This is a genomic window from Xanthomonas sp. CFBP 8445, assembly GCF_025666235.1.
GTDB classification, from domain to species: domain Bacteria; phylum Pseudomonadota; class Gammaproteobacteria; order Xanthomonadales; family Xanthomonadaceae; genus Xanthomonas_A; species Xanthomonas_A indica.
This window is the reverse complement of record NZ_CP102594.1, coordinates 3883275-3904461: the sequence shown is the minus strand read 5'-3', so window position 1 is coordinate 3904461 and position 21187 is coordinate 3883275. Positions and strand designations below refer to the sequence as shown.

19 protein-coding genes and 1 pseudogene are annotated in these 21187 nt (G+C 69.7%); 9 read left to right on the top strand and 11 right to left on the bottom strand.

Annotated elements, in window-relative coordinates; translation table 11 throughout:
- Positions 1-48: 48 nt before the first annotated feature.
- Both NUG21_RS16840 and NUG21_RS16835 read left to right on the top strand, forming a co-directional pair.
- Positions 49-187: pseudogene (locus NUG21_RS16840) on the top strand (metal-dependent hydrolase); the annotation flags it as partial.
- A 711-nt stretch (positions 188-898) separates the two neighbouring features.
- On the top strand, positions 899-1585 hold the full coding sequence (locus NUG21_RS16835; RefSeq protein ID WP_263391460.1) for a hypothetical protein: 687 nt from the start codon (positions 899-901) through the stop codon (positions 1583-1585).
- Positions 1586-1831: 246 nt separating this feature from the next.
- Here the strand turns inward: NUG21_RS16835 and NUG21_RS16830 are convergent, their stop codons facing one another.
- The 5 genes from NUG21_RS16830 to NUG21_RS16810 all read right to left on the bottom strand — a co-directional run bounded on the left by NUG21_RS16830 (position 1832) and on the right by NUG21_RS16810 (position 6780).
- Positions 1832-2659, bottom strand: a complete 828-nt coding sequence (locus tag NUG21_RS16830) for a class I SAM-dependent methyltransferase (protein ID WP_263391459.1) — start codon at positions 2657-2659, stop codon at positions 1832-1834.
- Positions 2660-2685: 26 nt separating this feature from the next.
- Positions 2686-3684, bottom strand: a complete 999-nt coding sequence (gene dusB / locus NUG21_RS16825; protein WP_019798260.1) for a tRNA dihydrouridine synthase DusB — start codon at positions 3682-3684, stop codon at positions 2686-2688.
- A gap of 76 nt (positions 3685-3760) precedes the next feature.
- Complete coding sequence (locus NUG21_RS16820; protein ID WP_263391458.1) at positions 3761-4363, bottom strand: DUF4893 domain-containing protein; 603 nt, start codon at positions 4361-4363, stop codon at positions 3761-3763.
- Between the two features lie 97 nt (positions 4364-4460).
- On the bottom strand, positions 4461-5414 hold the full coding sequence (locus tag NUG21_RS16815) for a ribokinase (RefSeq protein ID WP_263391457.1): 954 nt from the start codon (positions 5412-5414) through the stop codon (positions 4461-4463).
- A gap of 67 nt (positions 5415-5481) precedes the next feature.
- Entirely contained in the window at positions 5482-6780 is a 1299-nt protein-coding gene (locus tag NUG21_RS16810; RefSeq protein WP_048490482.1) for a NupC/NupG family nucleoside CNT transporter, read from the bottom strand.
- A 216-nt stretch (positions 6781-6996) separates the two neighbouring features.
- On the opposite strand from NUG21_RS16810, the gene NUG21_RS16805 reads away from it, so the two are divergent.
- The 5 genes from NUG21_RS16805 (at position 6997) to NUG21_RS16785 (ending at position 12334) form a co-directional block, all read left to right on the top strand.
- Complete coding sequence (locus tag NUG21_RS16805) at positions 6997-7968, top strand: aldo/keto reductase (protein ID WP_263391456.1); 972 nt, start codon at positions 6997-6999, stop codon at positions 7966-7968.
- Positions 7969-8141: 173 nt separating this feature from the next.
- Positions 8142-8342: a hemin uptake protein HemP gene (locus NUG21_RS16800; protein WP_017907561.1), complete on the top strand. Its 201-nt coding sequence runs from the start codon at positions 8142-8144 to the stop codon at positions 8340-8342.
- A gap of 177 nt (positions 8343-8519) precedes the next feature.
- Positions 8520-10751 (top strand): TonB-dependent hemoglobin/transferrin/lactoferrin family receptor, encoded by a 2232-nt coding sequence (locus NUG21_RS16795; protein ID WP_263391455.1) that lies wholly within the window; start codon positions 8520-8522, stop codon positions 10749-10751.
- 6 nt (positions 10752-10757) lie between these two features.
- Complete coding sequence (locus NUG21_RS16790; RefSeq protein ID WP_242081741.1) at positions 10758-11348, top strand: Hemin transport protein; 591 nt, start codon at positions 10758-10760, stop codon at positions 11346-11348.
- Between the two features lie 47 nt (positions 11349-11395).
- Entirely contained in the window at positions 11396-12334 is a 939-nt protein-coding gene (locus NUG21_RS16785; protein ID WP_263391454.1) for a DUF6607 family protein, read from the top strand.
- A 125-nt stretch (positions 12335-12459) separates the two neighbouring features.
- On the opposite strand, the gene NUG21_RS16780 is transcribed toward NUG21_RS16785, so the two are convergent.
- The 6 genes from NUG21_RS16780 to NUG21_RS16755 all read right to left on the bottom strand — a co-directional run bounded on the left by NUG21_RS16780 (position 12460) and on the right by NUG21_RS16755 (position 19589).
- A complete protein-coding gene (locus tag NUG21_RS16780; RefSeq protein WP_263391453.1) occupies positions 12460-13329 on the bottom strand; it encodes an ABC transporter permease in 870 nt (289 codons plus the stop codon).
- Positions 13326-14204 (bottom strand): ABC transporter ATP-binding protein, encoded by an 879-nt coding sequence (locus tag NUG21_RS16775; RefSeq protein ID WP_263391452.1) that lies wholly within the window; start codon positions 14202-14204, stop codon positions 13326-13328. The genes NUG21_RS16780 and NUG21_RS16775 overlap by 4 nt, the downstream gene beginning before the upstream one ends.
- A gap of 1 nt (position 14205) precedes the next feature.
- The gene (locus NUG21_RS16770) at positions 14206-15264 is read right to left on the bottom strand and encodes an ABC transporter substrate-binding protein (protein ID WP_263391451.1); all 1059 of its coding nucleotides are present in this window, start codon (positions 15262-15264) and stop codon (positions 14206-14208) included.
- 70 nt (positions 15265-15334) lie between these two features.
- Positions 15335-16228, bottom strand: coding sequence for a TauD/TfdA dioxygenase family protein (locus NUG21_RS16765; protein WP_019798065.1), 894 nt, complete (start codon positions 16226-16228; stop codon positions 15335-15337).
- A gap of 278 nt (positions 16229-16506) precedes the next feature.
- Complete coding sequence (locus tag NUG21_RS16760; RefSeq protein ID WP_263391450.1) at positions 16507-18990, bottom strand: ABC transporter permease; 2484 nt, start codon at positions 18988-18990, stop codon at positions 16507-16509.
- Positions 18987-19589, bottom strand: a complete 603-nt coding sequence (locus tag NUG21_RS16755; protein WP_010342203.1) for an ABC transporter ATP-binding protein — start codon at positions 19587-19589, stop codon at positions 18987-18989. The genes NUG21_RS16760 and NUG21_RS16755 overlap by 4 nt, the downstream gene beginning before the upstream one ends.
- A gap of 124 nt (positions 19590-19713) precedes the next feature.
- On the opposite strand from NUG21_RS16755, the gene NUG21_RS16750 reads away from it, so the two are divergent.
- Together NUG21_RS16750 and NUG21_RS16745 are read left to right on the top strand one after the other, a co-directional pair.
- A complete protein-coding gene (locus tag NUG21_RS16750; RefSeq protein WP_263391449.1) occupies positions 19714-20373 on the top strand; it encodes an arylesterase in 660 nt (219 codons plus the stop codon).
- A gap of 92 nt (positions 20374-20465) precedes the next feature.
- Positions 20466-21179 (top strand): response regulator transcription factor, encoded by a 714-nt coding sequence (locus NUG21_RS16745; protein ID WP_003481607.1) that lies wholly within the window; start codon positions 20466-20468, stop codon positions 21177-21179.
- Positions 21180-21187 lie beyond the last annotated feature (8 nt).

Genomic DNA, 21187 nt, shown 5'->3' with positions numbered 1-21187 from the left:
CGTTTCTGCAGGTGGCTGAGCTAGGCCTTCTCTGCATCGCTAGCAAAGTTGGTGCTCAGAGACCTACACATGGGCCTGGAGCCGGACTACAACTTCAACTTCGCCGCAGCTGCCGGCCGCGTACCGGACGCCGGTGGCACGTGGGCAGATCCGCGCAGTGCTGGCGCGGATGTGGCAACGGATCTGAGTAGAGCCGGCGTTGCCCGCGCCGGTCGACGCGCGGGTGCCGGCAGCAGCGCGTTGAGCACGGCGCGATAAGCCGTAGCGTGATGCGCCTTCATCGCCGACGCGGAGTCGCGAGGCGGCGGTCATCGCCAGGGCGCTTGAGGACGGCTCTCGGTGGTCGGCGGCCCCGCATGTGTCCATCAGTTGCCGGAGCTGTTCCCGGCAAGATCGACGTTCCTCCCCTGTTCGGCTCCCGGTCCTGCTCCAGTCACCCGTCCGGTGGTGGCAGGGTGCCGAGGGGATAGCGGTTGCGGGCGGGGTCAGAGAGGCGCGATGCAGCGCATGGATGGCGGGGCGGCAGGCATCGGAGTTCTCCCGACGCAAGAGAGGGGATCGGCAGCCTAAGCGGCGGTGCCACGGATTCCAGCGCATCTGCGCGTATGGATTGGGAACGAATCGGCGTAAGGCATTGATTCCTTGATCATGGGTGCCCACCGCGAGCCAGGACAAGGTTTGCGCGATGCGGTGGCGGCGCCATCGCCTCGCCAATTCGACCCGGTTCGTTCCCGTCGCGACCCGGTTTCGCCCTCGTGTGTCGCCGCAGACCTGCCTAGCCTGAAACCGTCGCATCGCGTCGTGTGCCGATGCGGCGGTGGTCGCCTCGCAGGTGTCCTCCTCAAGAACGTCTGGAGACCTAGGCCATCCTCTTCCCATCTATTGCATGAGAATGTTCATGAACAAAACGCTTTTTGGCGCGGCTGCCGCGCTCCTGATCGGCAGTGCCTTCGGTGCCGGCCCCGCGCTGGCGGCCGAGAACCCGATGGACCAGGCGGGCATCAAGCACAACATGTACCTCGGCTGCCTGATGGATACCAAGGCCTCGCCCGACGAGGACCTCGCTGTCCTGGTCGAGAAGTGCGGCTACGATCCCGGCATGCCGCTGGAGCGCTTCATCGCCACGCGCAAGCCCATGATCGATGCGATCGATCCGCTCCGGCCGATGACCGAGAACCTGGCCGGGCTACGCCAGGAGCTCAGTGCCTACGAGTTCTCGTTCATCGTGCGCATGGACCAGATCGTGCAGAACGCCGGGAGCCTGGACGCGGCGGCGGTCCAATTCGAGGAATTGGAACGGGAAGGCATCGCACGGCTCGATCCCAAGTCGAAGAACGGCGCGCTGGTGCTGGGCGGGCTGAGCGTGCTCAGACACTCCGCGCGCTACTGGTCCAGATTCGCGGCCGGCACCACGGCGAAATACCCTGCGTCTCCGGACCCGGACCAGGGCTGGTTGTTTGTCTCAGCGTGCGATGCAGTCGGCTACTTCGTGTTTCGTGACGGCGAGTTGGGTGCTGCCACCTCGCGCGCAGCGTTTCATGTACTTGCTTCACAGGGATATTTCCCGCTCTACGCCTACCAATAGTGCCTCCCCTAAGCTGCTTCAGGTAGTGCAGATAAAGAAAGGCGTTCCCAATGGGGACGCCTTTTCATCAAAAAGAGAATGCGGGCCATGTTGCCACTATTCGGGTGTGCAGGCACCGCGTTGATCCGGGCTTCTGGAGGAGACTGAGCCAAGCCGTCCCGCATCGCCAGCAAACGTGGCTTCGCCCGGCAACGTCGCGATCGCCGCTCGATATGCAGGCTTCACCGGCACCGCCGTCAGCGCCGCTCAATACACCGTGGCATGCGCCTGCACGAACGAATAGAAGAACACCGCGTCCGGGTCGCTCTGCACCTGCGCCATCTCGCGGCGCATGCCGGCCACGGTCTCCGCATCCACCGCGCCGGCCTGCAACAGCCGTTCGGCCGCCGACAGCAGCAGTTCCTCCCAGAACCCGATCATGGTCTTGCGCCGCGCCGGCTCGCGGTTGTCCAGGTGCAGGGTCTTGATCTCGGTGCTGACGTCGCGATAACCGCCGGCCAGCAGCAGGTTGCCGAGCTTGGCGCCGACGAACGGGTCGCCGCCATGGTCGTACTGGAAGTCGTTGAACGCCATCCAGTAGCGCCACACGTTCGGCGAATACGGATGCAGCAGGAACGAGGCGTTCATCACCTCGGTCACGTACACCGGCGAGCCCGGCGCCAGCACCCGCCGCACTTCGCTGAGCACCCGCGCCGGCGACGGCACGTGCTCGAGCACCCAGCACAGGAACGCCGCATCGAAGCTGCGCGGCTGGAACGGCAGGTCGCCGGCATCGGCCTGCTGCAGGGTGTAGCGGTCCTGGCACCAGGGCATGCGCTGCAGGTTGTCGCGTGCGGCCTGCAGTTGCGCCACGCTCAGGTCGATGCCGGTGACGTGCAGGTCGGGAAAGCGCCGCAGCAGCACTTCGGTCTGCGCGCCGACGCCGCTGCCCACTTCCAGCAGGCGCCGCGCGCCGGTGTAGTCGATCTGGTTGAACAGGGTGGCTTCCAGCAAGCGCGCCTGTTTCAGCAGGCGCGCCTGTTCGGTGTCGGAATAGCCGTGCAGATAGGTCGGGGTGTCGGGAGACGTGCCCATGGCGGTGCTCCAGGAAGAAGAAAACGTCAGGCGGCAGCGGACAAGGCCGGCGGCACGCCGGCGATCAGCGCGTCGAAGTACTCGGCGGTCAGCGCCAGTTGCGCCTGCGCGCTCTCGGCGCGGTTGACCACGGCACGGAACGCGGCGTTTTCCGGCCGGTCCTTGGCGTACCAGCCCAGATGCTTGCGCGCGATGCGCACGCCCTGCGCCTCGCCGTAGAAATCGTGCAGGGCCTGCAGGTGGCCGAGCAGGGTGTCGCGCACGAACGCCAGCGACGGCGCCGGCTGCAGTTCGCCGGTGGCCAGGTAGTGCGCGATCTCGCCGAAGATCCACGGCCGGCCCTGCGCCGCGCGCCCGACCATCACCGCATCGGCGCCGGTTGCGGCCAGCACCTGTGCGGCCTTCTGCGGCGAATCGATGTCGCCGTTGGCGATCACCGGAATGCGCAGCATGGCCTTGATCTGCGCGATGGTGGCGTACTCGGCCTGGCCGCTGTAATGCTGGTCGCGGGTGCGTCCGTGCACCGCCAGCGCGGCGATGCCGCAGTCCTCGGCGATGCGCGCGATGACCGGGCCGTTGCGATGGTCGCAGTCCCAGCCGGTACGGATCTTCAGCGTCACCGGCACCGGCGAGGCCTTCACCACCGCGCTGAGGATGCGCGCCACCAGCGCCTCGTCGCGCATCAGCGCCGAACCGGCCCAGGCGTTGCACACCTTCTTTGCCGGGCAGCCCATGTTGATGTCGATCAGTTGCGCTCCGTGGTCGGCGTTGTAGCGCGCGGCCTCGGCCAGTTGCTGCGGTTCGGTGCCGGCGATCTGCACGCTGACCGGGTCCGGTTCGCCGGCGTGGTCCATGCGCTGCAGCGACTTGCGGGTCTGCCAGAAGCGCGGATCGGAGATGGTCATCTCCGATACCGCCAGGCCGGCGCCCAGGCGCTTGCACAGCAGCCGGAACGGCTTGTCGGTGACCCCGGCCATCGGTGCCAGGATCACCTTCGGTTCGATCGTGTAGGGGCCGATGCGCATGCCGCTAGTGTAGCGGGGCGTGCGCAAGCGCGCGCTGCAGGCGCGCCGCCCTCCGCGACTCCGGACGCCGCGCGCGTCAGCGAATCAGCTGGTACAGCTCGAAGCCGTTGTCCTTGCCGTCCAGGATCAGCAGCAGTTCGTTCGGGCCCAGCGCGACCAGGCGGCCGACGCTGTTGCCATGCGTGCCGTCGGAGACATGGCCAGGCACGTAGGCCGCTTCCGGCTCGTCATTCACCGTGCTGGCGCCAAGGAAGGCCAGTTCGTGGCTACCGGCGGCCAGCGGGTACAGCGTGCCGCTGCGGCGCTGCGAGCCGCTGGTCTTGCTCAGGTGATAGCCGCAGGGGTCGCGGCGGATCTCGGCCTTGAAGTAGGGGTAGGCGTAGGCGAAGTGCGGGTCGACCTGGATCGAGCGCACCTTCCAGCGGCCTTCCAGTGTGCCGGGCTGCTGCGGCGTCCGCGCGCGTTGCAGCAGGGTGCGCGCCAGCGCCGCGCCCTTGTCCTGATCGGCATCGTCGTACTGCGCCGCGATCACCTGCTGCAGGCGTTCGGCGGACACGGTCACCGCGGCGCGGTCGGCATCGGCGGCCAGGCTGTTCCAGTCGCAGCGCGGTGCCGCGGCGGCGCACAGCGGGAGCAGCAGTGCGCACAGCGCACCGAACGGCAGCAGGGAGCGGGGCATCGGGAACTCCTTGTCGGGATGCGGCCGGCGCGGCGGCCGGCGGTGTGCGGTCAGGGAAACACCGCCAGCGTGGCGGCGCAGGCCGCCGCGCCCAGGCTCAGGCGGCGTCCGGAGTCAGTCGCGGCATCGACGCCGCCGCGCCTTCGGCCTCGGTGGAGCGCGCCGCATAGTGGTTGGCGAAGCGCACGTGGGTGGCGAACGCGGCGTTCGGCGACTGCGCCATCGACGCCACCAGGGCGCCGTTGAAGGCATCGCCGGCGCCGGTGGTGTCCACGGTATGCGCGGTCTCGGCGCCGATCCGGTAGTAGGGCTGGGTGTCGCCGAGCAGTCGCTCCTCGGGGTGCGAGATGAAGGCGCCGACCGCGCCCAGCGTCACCACCACGGTGCCGCCGGGCAGCAGTTTGCGGCACAGCGCGTGCAGGCTGCCGCCATCGGTGGCGGCGACGTCGTCGGCGTCCACGCGCACGCCGACATGGCGCGCGAGCAGGGCGGCGAACTCGGTCTCGTTGGGGGTCAGCACGTCGGCCAGCTTGAGCAGGCCGATGCTGGTCTGCGCATTGGCCGGGGCGGCGTTGAGCACGGTGGTCAGGCCGGCCTCGCGGGCCAGCGCCAGGGTGCCCTCGATGGTCTCGATCGGCGATTCCAGCTGCGCCAGCAGCACCCGCGCCGAGCCCAGCAGCGGGCGCTGCGCCTGCACGAAATCCAGGCTCAGCGCGGCGTTGGCGCCGGCGCCGATGACGATGGTGTTGCGGCCGTGGCCATCGACATAGATGCCGCCGGTGCCCGTGGGCTCGGTGCTGGCCTCGGCGACCAGGGCGATGCCGTCCTGCGCCGCCAGGCCGCGTGCCATCGCGCCGCCGGCATCGTCGCCGAGCGCGCAGACGAAACTGGTGCGCGCGCCGGCGCGTGCTGCCGCCACCGCCTGGTTGAAGCCTTTGCCGCCGGGGCCGGTGCTGTAGCGGCCGGCGATGGTCGCCCCCGGTGCGGGCAGATTCTCGCACCGCCACACATGGTCGACATTGAACGAACCGACGACGATGACCGAACTCATAGGCATGTACTGCTTCTCGACTGGAACTGAAAAAAAGGAAAACGGTGTAACGGATGCTGCGGCCGGATCAGGCGAAGTGCGACAGCACCCCGGCGATGGTCGCGGTCATGAAGGTCGCGATCGAGCCGCCCAGCACGGCGCGCAGGCCGAAGCGCGCCAGGTCGTGGCGGCGCTCCGGGGCCAGGCCGCCGATGCCGCCGATCTGGATCGCGATCGAACTGAAGTTGGCGAAGCCGCACAGCGCGTAGGTGGCGACCAGCCGGCCCTCCGCGCTCAGGCTCACGCCCGGCACCTGGCCCTGGACGATACGCGACAGCTCGGTATACGCGACGAACTCGTTGATGACCACCTTCTGGCCGATCAGCGAACCGACCGTGGTCGCATCCGGCCACGGCGTGCCGATCACCCAGGCCACCGGCGCCAGCACGTAGCCGAAGATGGTGGACAGATTGGTCGGGCGGCCGAGCGCGCTGGCCAGGCCGGTGACGTCGCCGAGCCAGGTCAGCGGCGCGTTGACCAGCGCGATCAGGGCGATGAACGCCAGCAGCATCGCGCCGATGTTCAGCGCCAGGCGCAGGCCGTCGCCGGCGCCGGCGGCGGCGGCATCGATCACGTTGCTGGTGGTCTTCTCCACTTCCATCTTGACCGTGCCGCGGGTCAGCGGCGTACCGGTCTCCGGCACCAGCAGCTTGGCCACCACCAGCGTGGCCGGCGCGGCCATGATGCTGGCCGCCAGCAGATGCTTGGCGTAGAACGCCTGCTGCGCCGGATCGCCGCCGCCGAGCATGCCCACGTAGGCCGCCAGCACGCCGCCGGCGATGTGCGCCATGCCGCCGATCATCATCGTCAGCAGTTCGGATTCGGTCATGCGCGGGATGTAGGGGCGCACCGTCAGCGGCGCCTCGGTCTGGCCGATGAACACGCTGGCGCAGACGCTGGTGGTCTCGGCGCCGGACACGCGCATCACCTTGGTGATGGCCCAGGCCATCACCCGCACCACCGCCTGCATCACCCCCAGGTGGTACAGCACGCCCATCAGCGCGGAGAAGAAGATGATGGTCGGCAGCACCTGGAAGGCGAAGATGAAGCCGTAGGTCTTGGTGTCGAGCAGGCTGCCGAAGATGAAGCTGGAGCCTTCGTTGACGAAGCTCAGCACCTTCACGAACACCTGGCCGAGCCAGTCGAACACCTCGCGCCCGCCCGGGACCAGCAGCACCAGCGAGGCGAAACCGATCTGCAGGACCAGGCCGGTCGCGACCAGCTTCCAGTCCACCGCCCGGCGGTTGTTGGAGAACAGCCAGGTGATCCCGATCAACACCGCCAAACCGAACAGGCCGAAGCCGATCCTTCCCAATCCCTCGACCATCTGCGTCCCCGGGTCCCCGACCAAAGACGGGAAGCCTAGTGCAGGGGGTGACGGCCGGCAAGGCGAGGCGTGTTCAGTCGGGGGATTGGGGATTTGGGATTGGGGATTCGCAAGAGCGGGGCGCCCTGCTCTTGGCGGGGCGATGCCGGACGGCGCCGCTACACTGTGCGGCCGTCCCCGGCCATGCCGCGGGTTCGCTCAGCAGGAGGAGTTGCCATGCATTACCGTCGCCTCGGGACCACCGGGCTGCAGCTGTCGGCGCTGTCGTTCGGCGCCTGGATCAACTTCGGCGGGCAGACCGGCCGCGACGAAGCGCGCAACCTGATCGCCGCCGCCTGGGACCACGGCATCAACTTCTTCGACAATGCCGAGGTCTATGCGCACGGCCGCGCCGAGCAGGTGATGGGCGACGTGATCGCCGACCTGCGGCTGCCGCGCGACGGCTTCTGCGTGTCCAGCAAGGTTTACTTCGGCGCCGTGGAGTCGCCGCGCCCGACCCAGCGCGGGCTCTCGCGCAAGCACGTCACCGATGCCTGCCATGCCGCACTCAAGCGCTTGCGGGTGGACTACCTGGATCTGTACTACTGCCATCGCCCCGACCCGGACACGCCGGTGGAGGAAACCGTACGCGCGATGGACGCGCTGATCCGCCAGGGCAAGGTGCTGTACTGGGGTACCTCCGAGTGGCCGGCCGAGCGCATCCGCGAGGCGGCGCAGGTGGCACGTGCGCTGGGTCTGCACGGGCCGTCGATGGAACAACCGCAGTACAACCTGCTGCATCGCCAGCGCGTGGAGCACGAGTACGCGCCGCTGTACGCCGAACTCGGCCTGGGCACCACCATCTGGTCGCCGCTGGCCTCGGGCCTGCTCACCGGCAAGTACAACGACGGCATCGATCCGGCCTCGCGGCTGGGCCAAAAGCGCAACGCCTGGCTGCAGCAGGAGGTGATCGGGCCGCCGGCGCAGCGCCGGGTCGAGCGCGCGCGCGCCTTCACCGCGCTGGCCGCGGCCGAGGGCGTGGCGCCGGCGGCGCTGGCGATCGCCTGGTGCCTGCGCAACCCGCATGTGTCCACGGTGATCCTGGGCGCCAGCCGGGTCGCGCAGTTGCTGGAGAACCTGGCCGCCCTGGACCTGGCCGAGCGCGACGACGCGGCGTGGTGGGGCAGGGTCGAGTCCGCGCTGGCGTAGGCACTGAGGGCCGGTGCCGCCGCGTCGGCCGTCGCTGGCGCGCCTTCGATTTTCCGTGCCTTTGGCTTTTGCGGTTTCGATCGTGATCGTGAATCGAAATGGGCGAGAATGGGTCTTGATTAAGTATTGAGAATCATTATCATCTCGATGCACCCCGTGGATGGAGTCCGACCATGACCGCTCAACCCGTGCTGTTGCGTCACCCCGAAACCCTGAGCCTGCGCGAGCGCACCGTGCCGCGCGCGGTGCCGGCCGAAGAAACCATCAGCAGCCAGGCGCTGCTCAAGGGTCGCCGCGAAGTGCTGATCCAGCACGGCGACCGTGTCTATCGCCTGCGCCACACCAGCAACGACAAGCTGATCCTGACCAAGTAACGCCGTCCGGCCGCCGCGCGCGGCCGGCCTCCCCGCTCGATCTGCCGCCACCTGGCCGACGCCCCTGCGCGTCGGCCGCGGCCGCCTCGCAGTCGCGATCCTTCTCTCTCCCCCTCGGCCAGGCGCGGACCCCGCGCCGTGCCGGTCGAGGGTCTTCCGCGACCACCGATGCTCTCCATGTTCCGTACCGCTCCGCTGACCGGCGCGCTGTGGCTGGCCCTGGCCTCCTGCGCGCATGCCGCTCCCGCATCCGCCCCTGTCTCGTCCTCCAACGCTGACGCCGACGCCAGTGCGGCGTCCGCCGTCCGCGATTTCGATCGCCTGCAGGTCACTGCCACCCGCACCCAACGCGCCATCGTCGATGTGCCCGGCAGCGTCGATGTGATCGACCGCGAACAGATGGATCGCGCCCTGGTCCACGACCTGAAGGACCTGCTGCGCTACACGCCGGGCGTGTCCGCCACCGGCAACAGCGGCCGCTTCAGCGGCATCTCCGGCATCCGCATCCGTGGCCTGGACGGCAACCGCGTGCTGATCCAGACCGACGGCATCCCGGTCTCGGACAACTTCAGCTTCGGCAGCTACCTCAACGCCAACCGCAACTTCGTCGACATGGACACGCTCAAGCGCGTGGAGATCGTGCGCGGCCCGGCCAGCGCGCTGTATGGCTCCGATGCGCTCGGCGGCGTGGTGGCCTACGTCACCAAGGATCCGGCCGACTACCTGGCGCCGGGCAAGGACAGCTACGTCGGCCTGAAGTTCGGCTACGAGAGCGAGTGGAAGGGCCTGTTCGCCGGCGCGCTGGTCGCCTTCGGCGGCGACCGCTGGAGCGGCATGGCCGCGCTCAGCCATCGCCAGGGCCAGGAAAGCGACACCCAGGGCGACAACCGCAGCATCGGCGCCGCCCGCACCGCGCCCAATCCGCTCAGCAGCGACGGCCGCAGCCTGCTCAGCAAGCTGGTCTACGCACCCAGCGCCAACCAGCGCTTCAAGCTGACCGTCGAAGGCAACGAGGACTATTCCCGCATCGATGCGCTGAGCAACGTCACCGCCAGCATCCTGTCGCAGCGTGGCCGCGACCACCAGACCCGCGCCCGCGTGTCGCTGGGCCACGAGGTGGACCAACTCGCCACGTGGCTCGCCGACGACCTGCAGTGGCAGTTGTACCGCCAGGACAGCCAGAGCCTGCAGCGCACCGACGAGCGCCGCAGCAACGCGACGCTGCGTCACATGGAGCACGACTTCGACCAGCGCCTGTACGGGCTGCAGGCCAACCTGCACAAGCGGGTGGACCAGGGTCGCGTCGTGCACGACATCAGCTACGGCATCGATCTGTCGCACACCGATACCCACGAGAAGCGCGACGGCCACACGCTGAACCTGCGCACCGGGGCGATCAGCAAGACCGTGGGCATGGAGACCTTTCCTGTCCGCGATTTCCCGATCACCGAGACGATCAAGGCCGGTGCCTACCTCCAGGACGAGATCGCCCTGGCCGACGGCCGCTTCAGCCTGACGCCGGCGCTACGTGCCGACTACTACCGGCTGTCGCCGCAGGTCGATGCGATCTTCGCCACCGACAATCCCGGCGTGGCGGCGAAGAAGATCAGCGACCGCAACGTCTCGCCCAAGCTCGGCGCGATCTGGCGCCTGGACAACGCCTGGTCGCTGTACGCCAACTACGCGCACGGCTTCCGCGCGCCGCCGTACAACGACGTCAATATCGGCTTCACCAATCTGCTGATCGGCTACACCGCGATCGCCAATCCCGACCTGAAGCCGGAGACCAGCCGCGGCGCCGAGCTGGGCGTGCGCTACGCCGGTACCGCGATCTACGCCGGCCTGAGCGCCTACCGCAACGCCTACCGCGACTTCATCGAGTCCTATCGCTTCGTTGGCTTCAACGCCGACGGCCTGATGCTGTATCAGTCGCGCAACGTCGACCGGGTGACCATCCGCGGCGTGGAGGCCAAGGCCGGCATCGACTTCGGTGCACTCGATGCGCGCTGGGCCGGCTGGTCGCTGCAGGCCAGCGCCGCCTATGCGCGCGGCGACAACCGCACCGACAGCACGCCGCTCAATTCGGTGGATCCGCTGCGCGGCGTGCTCGGCCTGGGCTACGACCGCAGCACCTGGGGCACGCAACTGGTCGCCACCGCGGTGGCGAAGAAGCGCCGGCCGGAACTGCCCACCTACTACACGCCGGCCGGCTACGCGACGCTGGACCTGCTCGCGCACTGGCACTTCACCGAAGGCGCGCGGCTGGACGTGGGCGTGTTCAACCTGGCCGACCGCCGCTATATCGACTGGAACATGCTGCCCGGCGCGACCCTGGCCAGCAGCGCGGTGCTCGATCGCTATACCGGCGCCGGGCGCAACGTCTCGGTCAGCCTGGCGCTGGATTGGTAGCCGCGGATGCGCACGGCCGCGCCAGCGCGTACCGGACCGGAGCGGATCGCCGCTGCGCCGTTGCCGCGCCCGGCGCAACTGGCCGCACTGGGCACCGTGTTGTGCCTGTACCGTGCCCGCACCGGCGCCGAACTGATCGGCTGGCGCCACGCCCGCGGCGTGGCCGCGCACCTGGACGTGGACAGCGACGGCGTGCTGGAGAGCCTGCGCTTCTACGACCGCCAGCAGCAGTGCTGCTGGCGCCTGTACCTGCTGCCCGACAGCGACTTCGTCGCCTGGGACATGCTGCTGTCGGCGTTGCCCGCGGCGCAGGATGCCGCCGACGGCGGCGTCGCCGAGCGGCTGTGGCGGCGCGTCGCCGGCCGCCTGCGCGGTGATGGCTGGCAGGCGCGGGCGCTGCGCCTGCACGCGGCCGATGGCGTGCTGGCGGCCAGCGTTGCCGGCGTGTCGCCGCTCGGCGCCAGCATCGCCCGGCGCATCGCGCGCCTGGAGGCGGCCGAGGGCGACGTGCTGGTCGACGACTGCTGTTGCGCCCGCGCCGGCCGCCCTGCGCCGCGTCCCGATCCCGAGCGGCCGTGGCCGCTGCTGCGGTTGTGAGCGGCCGATACGTTTCCTTGTTCCCATCACCCAAGACACCTCTCTCGATGATGAAAGCTCCGCCTCTGTTCTGCGCCCTGCTGCTTGCCGGCAGCCTTCCCGTCCATGCCGAGAACGCCGATCCGGCGCGCGACCGCGTCAGCATCCTGGCGATGCAGGGCGAGTACACGGTGGCCTTCGCCTTCGACGAGACGGTGCTGCTGCAACCCGGCTACACCCGCGCCGCGCCAATGCGCAGCGGCGGCGACGAAGTGGTGATCGTGGTCGAGGACAGCCCGCGCAAGGTGGTGCTGCAGCATCTGCTGGTGGAGCCCAAGAGCGGCCACGTGACCAAGCACTGGCGCCAGGACTGGATCTACGAGGCGCCGCAGCGCTTCGAGTTCAGCGCCGACCAGACTTGGCAGGTGCGCCCGCTCGATGCGGCGGCCACCCGCGGCGCCTGGACCCAGTGCGTGTACGAGGTCAGCGACGCCCCGCGCTACTGCGGCACCGGGCGCTGGGACTACGCCGATGGCCATCCGACCTGGACCAGCGACCTGAGCTGGCGCCCACTGCCGCGTCGCGAGTACACCAAGCGCAGCGACTACAACGCGCTGGCAGTGATCAACCGGCACACGCTGACCCCGGCCGGCTGGACCCACGAGCAGTTCAACACCAAGGTGCTGCGCAAGCCCGACGGCAGCCAGCAGGCCATCGCGCGCGAGTTCGGCTTCAACGACTACGTCAAGACCACGACCGTCGACTTCACCCCGGCGCGCACCTACTGGAACGCGACCCAGGGCTACTGGGCCAGGGTGCGTGCGCGCTGGGACGGCCTGCTCGGCAAGCCGCCGGGCGTGCGCCTGAAGACCAAGGTCGATGGCATGGCGATCATCGTGCCGCTGTTCGGCCAGGCCGAGGCGGTGCAACAGGGCAAACCGGTCAGCGATGCGCAGCTCGATGCGGTGTTCGCGCAATGGACGGCGCCGGCGCCGGCCGCGCGCTGAGGACCGCGTCGGCAATCAGCCAGGGTGGGGAAGGCGGCCGGGATGGCGCCTTCCCCTTTTTGCGGTTGTCGATGCGTAGAGGGTGGTGCCCGGCGTTCGGCTGTGGCGGCGGTGGCGCGCGCCGCTCAGCGCTGCATGCCCCAGCGGCGCACGGTGAGCCGTTCCAGCACGCGGAAGCCGGCGCCTTCCACCAGCAGGCCGAGCAGGATCACCATCGCCAGTCCGGCGAAGACACGGTCCGTGTAGAGCTCGTTGCGATTCTGGAAGATGTACCAACCCAGGCCGCCCTGGCCGGAGGTGGCACCGAATACCAGTTCGGCGGCGATCAGCGTGCGCCAGGCGAAGGCCCAGGCGATCTTCAGGCCCGACAGGATCGCCGGCAGCGCGGCCGGCACCAGGATCGCGACCACGTAGCGCAGGCCGTGCAGGCCGTAGTTGCGAGCGGCCATGCGCAGCGTCTCCGGCACGCCCTGGAAACCGGCGTAGGTGTTCAGCGCCAGCGGCCACAGCACCGCGTGCACAAGCACGAACACCAGGCTGCCGTTGCCCAGGCCGAACCACAGCAGGGCCAGCGGCAGCAGGGCGATCGCCGGCAACGGATTGAACATCGCCGTCAGCGTGCCCAGCAGGTCGCGGCCGATCCGGGTCGAGACCGCCAGCGCGGTCAGGCCGAAGGCCAATGCCACGCCGAGCGCATAGCCTTGCGCGAGCATGCGCAGCGAGGCGCCGACCCGGCCCAGCAATTCGCCGCTCCACAGGCCGTCGGCGAACGCGCGCGCGGTCTGCAGGAAGCTCGGCAGCAGCAGGTCGTCGTCGAGCCAGCGCGCCGCCGCTTCCCACAGTGCCGCCAGCGCGACCAGCACCAGCGCCTGGCGCAGCCAGTCCGGGATTTGCCGCCGCCGGGTCACGGCCGTCGGCACGGTGGCGACGTAGGGCACCACCGGGTTCTCGTACTCGGCGCGGATCGGCGGCCGCAACGGTGCGGCGGCGCTCATGGTGTGGCCTCGCGCACACCGGCGCGGCGGCGCAACGGTGCGACGTTGCTGGCGGCCGTCGCCGTCCCCTCGGTGTCGTCGCCGACGTCGGCGGCGCCCGGCGGATCGAACAGCAGCCGGTGGATGCGCTGTGCGGCTTGCTGGAACGCCGGGCTGCCGACGCTGCCGAGCCCGAAGCCGTGGCTGTTGAGTTCGGCGCGCACCTGGCCAGGATGCGCCGACAACAGCACGATGCGGCTGCCGACCAGCAAGGCCTCCTCGATCGAGTGGGTCACGAACAACAGGGTGAAGCGCGCCTCGTCCCACAGTTCCAGCACCTCCTCCTGCATGCGCTGGCGAGTCAGTGCGTCGAGCGCGGCGAACGGCTCGTCCATCAGCAGCACGCGCGGCTGCATCGCCAGTGCTCGCGCGATCGCCACGCGCTGCTTCATGCCGCCGGACAAAGTGTGCGGATAGGCGTCGGCGAACGCCCACAGCCCGACCTTGTGCAGGAAATGATCGCCGCGCTCGGCCGCTTCGCGCCGCCCCAGCTTGCGCGCCGCACGCAGGCCGAAGGCGACGTTCTGGCGTACCGTCTTCCACGGCGCGAGCTGGTCGAATTCCTGGAACACCACCACCCGGTCCGGTCCCGGTGCGCGCAGTACCTGCCCATCCAGGCGGATATGGCCCTCGCTGGGCGCGACGAAGCCGGCGATGGCCTTGAGCAGGGTCGACTTGCCGCAGCCCGACGGGCCAAGCAGCACCATGCGATCGGCGGCATACACGTCGAAGCTGACTTGGTGCGTGGCGCGGACCACGCGCGACCCGCTGGCGTAGTCCAGGCTGACCCGTTTGAGCTGCAGCAACGGCGCCGGCGTCAAGGCGAAAGGGTTCATCTCAGCTGCCTCCGGCGACTTGCGCGCTGTCGAAGAAATAGTCCTTGACCGAGGTCGGCGCCTGCTTGATCGCGCCGATCCGGGACAGGAACTGGCCAAGCTTGAGCGTGTTCTGTGGCGCGGTCTTGAACTGCACCTTGGGGTCCTTGAGGATGCGCAGCACCAGCGCGCGATCGATCTTGCCGCCATTGCGGCGCACGAACAGGTCCGCCGCCTGTTCCGGCTGGCGTTGCACGAAGACCGCCGCCTCGGCCAGCGCGGCGACGAAGGCCTGGTAGGTCCTGGGGTTGTCGCGGCGGAACTTCTCGGTGGCATACAGCACCGTGGCCGAGGTCGGGCCGCCTTCGATCGCGTACGAGTCGAGCACGATGTGCGCCTTCGGATTGCGCGCCAGTTCCTGTTCCTGGAACGGCGGGCTGGCGAAGTGCGCGGTGATCTCGGTGCCGCCACGGATGATCGCCGCGGCCGCGTCGGGGTGCGGCAAGGCCACCTGCTGCGCGTCCAGGCGGTTGTAGGCGCGCTCGCCCCAGCGCTGCGCCGAGGCATGCTGCAGCAAGCGCGACTGCACCGACACGCCGACCGCCGGCACCGCGATGCGATCGCGCGGGCCGAAATCGTCCAGGGTCTTGATCCGCGGATCGTTGCTGATCAGGTAGTACGGGAAGTTGCCCAGCGAGGCCACGCCGCGCACGTTCTGGCGGCCGCGCGTGCGATCCCACAGGGTGAACAGCGGGCCCACGCCGGCGCCGGCCACGTCGATCGACCCGGACAGCAGCGCATCGTTGGCGGCCGCGCCGCCGGACAGCTGCACGGTCTCCACCGCGATGTCGATGCCGGCGGCCTTGCCGTGCTTCTCGATCAGCTTCTGTTCCTGCGCCACGTCCAGCAGCAGGTAGACGATGCCGTACTGCTTGGCGATACGCAGCCGCCCCTCGGCGTGCGCGGGCTGGAGGTGCAGCAGCGCGACGGCGAGCAGCACGGTGGCGAACCAGCGTAGCCGCCGCGCTGCGGCAGCGGGCGACGCGGTGGCCGGGAATGCGGGCGAATCGAAAGCGGTCATGCGTCGTTCCAGTGGGGGAGGGGACTACGCGGTCGGACAGCGGCGTATCCGCCACGTGGAGGGGCGTGGCTCAGAACGGCACGTCGCCCTCGATGGTGGTGCGGTGCAGGCGCCGGCGCAGGTGGTCCGGCGTGCCGCCGGCCAGGTGGGTGACCGAGCGGTTGTCCCAGAACACCATGTCGTGCGGCTGCCATCGGTGCCGATAGACCAGCGCATCGTCGCTGCTGTGCGCAAACAGCGCCTGCAGCAGCGCATCGCTTTCGTCCTGCGGCAGGCCGACGATGCGGGTGGTGAAGTGTTCGCTGACGAACAGCGCGCGGCGTCCGGTCTCCGGATGGGTGCGCACGATCGGATGGCGCACCGGCGGCACCTCGTCGATCTGCGCCTGGGTCAGCGGCGGGCGCCACGGATTGCGCTTGCGCAAGTCCTCGTACTTGGCCAGGTAGCTATGCTCGGCCAGGCGTCCGTCGACCGCGCGCTGCAACTCAAGCGGCAGCGTGTCCCAGGCCAGGTGCTGGTTGGCGAACAAGGTATCGCCGCCTTCGGCCGGCAACTCCTGCGCCAGCAGCATCGAGCCCAGGCTCGGGGTCGGCTTGTACGACAGGTCCGAATGCCAGTAGTGGCCGGCATCGCCCAGCCCGATCGGCTGGCCATGCTCCTTGATGTTGGACACCACCAGCACTTCCGGGTGATCGCGCAACTGGAACTGGCGCAGCACATGGATCTGCAGCGGGCCGAAGCGGCGGCTGAAGGCGACCTGTTGCGCCGGGGTGATGCGCTGGTCGCGGAAGACCAGCACGTGGTAGTGCAGGTGCGCGCGATGCAACAGCGCGAACGTGGTGGCGTCCAGCGGCTGGGTCAGGTCCAGCCCCAGCACCTGCGCGCCCAGCGGCGCGGCGAATGGTTCGATGCGGACCGTCGGCGCGGCGGCGGCCGACCGTGTTGCGATGGATGCGCGTGCCATGCGGCGGCCTCGTCTGCGAAGGATGCGACGCCACGGCTCCGGCATGCGGCGTCCATCCCCACTGTAGGCCGCGTCCGACGCGCGCCGAAGCAACGATTCGGATGGTGCTTATACGCAACCGGCATATGCTTGGTGCCGGGATTCGGGATTCGGGATTCGGGATTCGGGATGCGTCGTGGTGCGCCAATCGCCGTCGGCGGTGCGCGTCGCCGATGGTCGCGAGCACGCGTGGGCGACGCCCGTCCTGCAGCGGCCCGGTGTGCCGGGCCGCCGTGTGCTCAGTTCTCGCGCAGCGCCAGCGCCGGCGGCGTGCGCAGGATGCGGCGGGTGCCGGACCAGCCGGCGAGCAGGCTCAGCGCCACGCCGCCCAGGCCGCCGAGCAGCAGCGCCGGCCACGGTGGCGACAGCGCGAGGTCGAAGGCTTGCCTGGCCACTACCGTGCCGATGATCGCCGCTGCCCCGACCGCGAGGATCGCCGCGAGCAGGCCGAGCGCGCCGAACTCCACCAGTACCGCGCCGCGCAACTGCCCACGGCGTGCGCCCAGGGTGCGCAGCACCGCGCTGTCGTAGCGACGCTCGCCGGCGGTGGCCTGCAAGGCAGCGAGCAACACCAATGCGCCGGCCAGCAGGCTGAAGCCCATCACCAGTTGCACTGCCTGGGCGACGCGGTCGATGACCTCGCGCACGCGCTGCAGGATCGCGTCGATATCCAGCAGCGACACGTTCGGATAGGCACGGCTGAGCCCGCTCAGTTGCGCGGCCGAGGTGCGCGGCAGATGGAAGGCGGAGATCAGGTTGTACGGCGCATCCTGCACCGCACCGGCGTTGAGCAGCAGGAAGAAGTTGACCCGGAACGAATCCCAGTCGGCCTTGCGCAGGCTGGTGACGGTGAAGCTGCGCTGCTGGTCGCCGAGCAGCAGGGTGATGCGGTCGCCGAGCTTGAGCCCGTAGCGTTGCGCCCAGCCTTCCTCCACCGAGGCCTCGGCGGCGGTGCTGTCGGCGGCCCAGAAGCGTCCGGACAGTAGCCGGTTGGCGGCGGGGAACGCGTGCCGCCAGGAGAAGTTGATCGGCCGGTCGCTGCCGTCGCCCTCGTCGTCCGGACCCTGTTCGCGGCGCTGCGGCGGCTGGCCGTTGATCGCCACCAGCTTGCCGGTGCTGAACGGTTCCACCGCTGCGTCGGCCACGCCCAGCGTGCGCAGGGTGCTCAGCACCTGCTCGGCCTGGTCGGGCTGGATGTTCATCAGGAAGTAGTTCGGCGTGTCCGCGGGCAGTCGGTCGCGCCATTGTCCCAGCAGGCCGGGGCCGATCACCGCCAGCAACAACAGCGCGCATAGCGACAGCGACAATCCCACGAGTTGCACCACGCTCAGCGCGCGGCGCCGGGTCAGTGCGGCCAGGCCCAGTTTCCATGGCCCGCGCAGGCGTCCCTGCAGCCGCCGCAGCACCGCCAGCAGCACGCCGCCCACCGCCGCGGCCAACGCCGCCAGCAGGGTCAGGCCACCCAGCACCCAGGCCGCCAGCACGCCGTCGCCGGTGGCGTAGACCGCCAGCACCACGGTGGCGACCAGCGCCGCGGCGTAGACCAGCAGCGAGGTCGGCGGCAGCGCGGCGAAACTGCGGTTGAGCACGCGCATCGGCGGCACGTCGCGCAGGCGCAGCAGCGGCGGCAGGCCGAAGCCGAGCAGCAGCAACAGGCCGATGCCGGCGCCGGCCAGCGCCGGCGTGGCCTGTGGCAGCGGCAGGCGGTCGGGGATCAGGCTGCCCAGCGCTTCGACCAGGCCGACCTGGGCCAGCATGCCCAGGCCCACGCCGAGCGCGCAGGCGGGGATCGCCAGCAGCAGCAACTGCAGCGCCAGCGCGCCGAGGATGTCGCGCTGGCGCGCACCCAGGCAGCGCAGCACGGCAACCTGATCGATGCGACGCAGGGCGAAGCGGTTGGCGGCCAATGCGGTGGCGACGCCGGCCAGCAGCACCGCCAGCAATGCGGCCAGCGCGAGGAAGCGCCCGGCGCGGTCGAAGGCGCCGCGCACGCCGCGCTGGGTGTCCTCGATGCCCACCAGGCGGAACGCCTTGGCGCGCGGCGCCAGCCATTCGCGCAGGGCGGCGATCTCGCCCGGCGCGCCGGCGAACATCAGCCGGTAGGAGGCACGGCTGCCGGGGCCGAGCAGGCCGGCGGCATCGACGTCGGCGCGGTTGACCAGCAGCGGCGGCGACAACTGCATCAGTTCGCCGGAGGCATCCGGCTCGGCGCGCAGCACCCGGGTCACGCGCAGCGTGCCGGCGCCGAACTCCAGCGCGTCGCCGAGCTTCAGGCCCAAGGCCTCGAGCAGGCGCGGATCGGCATAGGCCTCGCCGCGCGGCGGCGGCCCGGCGCGTTCGCTGCCGGCGCCGACGGTATCGCGCGCCACCAGCAGCTCGCCGCGCAGCGGATAACCGGCGCCCACCGCCTTGATGTTGGCCATCTGGCTGGCGTCGCCGTGGAACAGCACGCTGGGGAAACTGACCAGGCGCGCGCTGCGCAGCCCGCGCCGCTGCGCCTCCTCGGCGAAGGCGGCCGGGATGTCCTGGCGTCCGCTGACGCCGAGATCGCCGCCGATCACCTCGGCGGCGCTGCCCGTCAGTGCCAGGGTCACCCGGTCGACCAGGGTGCCGACCGCGGTCATCACCGCCACGCCCAGCACCAGCGCGGCGAACACGGTCAGCAGGTCGCCGGCGAACAGCTCGCGGCGCAGCGCGCGCGCGGCGTGGCGCAGCACGTTCATGCGGCATCCGCCGCGTCGGCGGCGCGCAGGCGGCCGCCGTCGAGGCGGTAGCGGTGCTCGCAGCGCTGCGCCAGGCGCATGTCGTGGGTGACCAGCACCAGGGTGGTGTCGCTGCCGGCGTTGAGCGCGAACAGCAGGTCGCTGATCTGTTGTCCGGTGGCCTGGTCGAGGCTGCCGGTGGGCTCGTCGGCGAACAGGATGCGCGGCCGCGCCACGAACGCGCGCGCCAGTGCCACGCGCTGCTGCTCGCCGCCGGACAGTTGCCGTGGGTAGTGCCGCGCCCGCGCGCTCAGTCCGACCGCCTCCAGCACTTCGCGTACCCGCGCCGGATCCTCGCGTCCGGCCAGTTCCAGGGGCAGGGCGATGTTCTCGGCCGCGGTCAGCGAGGGCAACAAGTGGAAACTCTGGAACACGAAGCCGACCTCGCGTGCACGCAACGCGGCGCGAGCTTCCTCGTCCAGCGCATTGAGCGACTGCCCGGCCAGCACGATTTCGCCGCGCGTGGGCAGGTCGAGGCCGGCCAGCAAGCCGAGCAGGGTGGTCTTGCCGGAGCCGGAGGCGCCGACGATGGCGACGCTGTCGCCTTCACCGATGGTCAATCCGACCTTGTCGAGAATGTGGACCGTACCCTCCGGTCCGCTGACGGATTTGCCGACATCGCGCACGTCGATGGCGATGCCGGCGCGAAGCGTGGGGGCCTGACTGTCGATGAGGGAATCTCCGATGCGTGGTGATGAGACGAGAAGCAAGCGGGCCTGGACGCGCCGCGCCTGGCTGTTGCTGGCATGGTGGGTGCTGCTGCCCGTCATCGCCTGTGCCAAAGGTGCGACGGGCCCGGTGCTGGTGCTCGGCGACAGCCTCAGCGCAGCGCACAACATCCCGCTGCAGTCCGGCTGGGTGGCCTTGCTGGACAAGCGCCTGCAGCAACAGATGCGGACGCCGCCGGCCGTGGTCAATGCCAGCATCAGCGGCGAGACCTCCTCCGGCGCGCTGACCCGCCTGCCGGCGCTGCTGCAGAAGCACAGGCCATCTGTGGTGGTCATCGAATTGGGCGGTAACGACGCCTTGCGCGGGCTGAGCCCGGCCGAATTGAGCGGCAACCTGGAGAAGATGATCGTGCTCAGCCGTGACGCGGGCGCGAAGGTGCTGTTGCTGGGCATCGACGTGCCGCCGAACTACGGGCCGGGCTACCGACAGCGCCTGCGTGCGGTCTATGCCGACCTGGCGAAGCAGTACCGGACCGGCCTGCTGCCGTTCCTGCTGGAAGGCGTGGCGCTGAACCCGGCGCTGATGCAGGGCGACGGCCTGCATCCCACCGCCGCGGCCCAGCCCAAGGTGCTGGACAACGTGTGGCCGCAGCTCAAGCCATTGATCGCGCAATAGGTTTTTTCCGGCTCAGGCAGATGAAGCGGTCTTCACGCCGCCACCACCGCCCATCCGGCATGTTTCACAAAGCTGAAGACTGAGGAAGCGTTATGCGTCAGACCAAGGAAACATCCGGGCTCGTGCTGGTGGTGGAAGACAACCGCAATATTTCCGAGATGATCGGCGAGTATCTGGAAGGCCGCGGGTTCGAAGTGGATTACGCCTGCGACGGCCTGGACGGCTACCGCCTGGCGGCGGAGAACAGCTACGACGTGGTGGTGCTGGACCTGATGCTGCCGCGGCTGGACGGCATCGAAGTGTGCCGTCGCCTGCGCAACGATGCGCGCAAGTCGACCCCGGTGCTGATGCTGACCGCGCGCGACACCCTCGACGACAAGCTCACCGGTCTGGGCTTCGGCGCCGACGACTACCTGACCAAGCCGTTCGCGATCCAGGAACTGGAAGCGCGCCTGCGCGCGCTGATCCGCCGCGAGCGCCGCCAGGTCGGCTCGGAAGTGTTGAAGGTGGCCGACCTGGTGCTGGACCCGGTGAGCATGCGTGCCACCCGCGCCGGCACCGAACTGCAGCTGTCGCCGATCGGCCTGCGCCTGCTGACCATCCTGATGCGCGAATCGCCGCGCGTGGTCACCCGCCAGGAGATCGAGCGCGAGATCTGGGGCAACGGCCTGCCGGACTCGGACACCCTGCGCAGCCATCTGTACAACCTGCGCAAGATCATCGACAAGCCGTTCGACCGCCCGCTGCTGCACACCGTGCAGAGCGCCGGTTACCGCATCGCCGACATCGCTCAGCCGATGAGCTGAGGCCGCGC

What these genes read in the sequence shown, in the direction of transcription:
- NUG21_RS16745 (WP_003481607.1), top strand. Translation starts at nt 20,466, where the DNA reads ATGCGTCAGACCAAGGAAACATCCGGGCTCGTGCTGGTGGTGGAAGAC.
- NUG21_RS16835 (WP_263391460.1), top strand. Translation starts at nt 899, where the DNA reads ATGAACAAAACGCTTTTTGGCGCGGCTGCCGCGCTCCTGATCGGCAGT.
- NUG21_RS16820 (WP_263391458.1), bottom strand. Translation starts at nt 4,363, where the DNA reads ATGCCCCGCTCCCTGCTGCCGTTCGGTGCGCTGTGCGCACTGCTGCTC.
- NUG21_RS16780 (WP_263391453.1), bottom strand. Translation starts at nt 13,329, where the DNA reads ATGAGCGCCGCCGCACCGTTGCGGCCGCCGATCCGCGCCGAGTACGAG.
- dusB (WP_019798260.1), bottom strand. Translation starts at nt 3,684, where the DNA reads ATGCGCATCGGCCCCTACACGATCGAACCGAAGGTGATCCTGGCACCG.
- NUG21_RS16765 (WP_019798065.1), bottom strand. Translation starts at nt 16,228, where the DNA reads ATGGCACGCGCATCCATCGCAACACGGTCGGCCGCCGCCGCGCCGACG.
- NUG21_RS16785 (WP_263391454.1), top strand. Translation starts at nt 11,396, where the DNA reads ATGATGAAAGCTCCGCCTCTGTTCTGCGCCCTGCTGCTTGCCGGCAGC.
- NUG21_RS16750 (WP_263391449.1), top strand. Translation starts at nt 19,714, where the DNA reads ATGCGTGGTGATGAGACGAGAAGCAAGCGGGCCTGGACGCGCCGCGCC.
- NUG21_RS16760 (WP_263391450.1), bottom strand. Translation starts at nt 18,990, where the DNA reads ATGAACGTGCTGCGCCACGCCGCGCGCGCGCTGCGCCGCGAGCTGTTC.
- NUG21_RS16815 (WP_263391457.1), bottom strand. Translation starts at nt 5,414, where the DNA reads ATGAGTTCGGTCATCGTCGTCGGTTCGTTCAATGTCGACCATGTGTGG.
- NUG21_RS16800 (WP_017907561.1), top strand. Translation starts at nt 8,142, where the DNA reads ATGACCGCTCAACCCGTGCTGTTGCGTCACCCCGAAACCCTGAGCCTG.
- NUG21_RS16775 (WP_263391452.1), bottom strand. Translation starts at nt 14,204, where the DNA reads ATGAACCCTTTCGCCTTGACGCCGGCGCCGTTGCTGCAGCTCAAACGG.
- NUG21_RS16810 (WP_048490482.1), bottom strand. Translation starts at nt 6,780, where the DNA reads ATGGTCGAGGGATTGGGAAGGATCGGCTTCGGCCTGTTCGGTTTGGCG.
- NUG21_RS16770 (WP_263391451.1), bottom strand. Translation starts at nt 15,264, where the DNA reads ATGACCGCTTTCGATTCGCCCGCATTCCCGGCCACCGCGTCGCCCGCT.
- NUG21_RS16795 (WP_263391455.1), top strand. Translation starts at nt 8,520, where the DNA reads ATGTTCCGTACCGCTCCGCTGACCGGCGCGCTGTGGCTGGCCCTGGCC.
- NUG21_RS16830 (WP_263391459.1), bottom strand. Translation starts at nt 2,659, where the DNA reads ATGGGCACGTCTCCCGACACCCCGACCTATCTGCACGGCTATTCCGAC.
- NUG21_RS16805 (WP_263391456.1), top strand. Translation starts at nt 6,997, where the DNA reads ATGCATTACCGTCGCCTCGGGACCACCGGGCTGCAGCTGTCGGCGCTG.
- NUG21_RS16790 (WP_242081741.1), top strand. Translation starts at nt 10,758, where the DNA reads ATGCGCACGGCCGCGCCAGCGCGTACCGGACCGGAGCGGATCGCCGCT.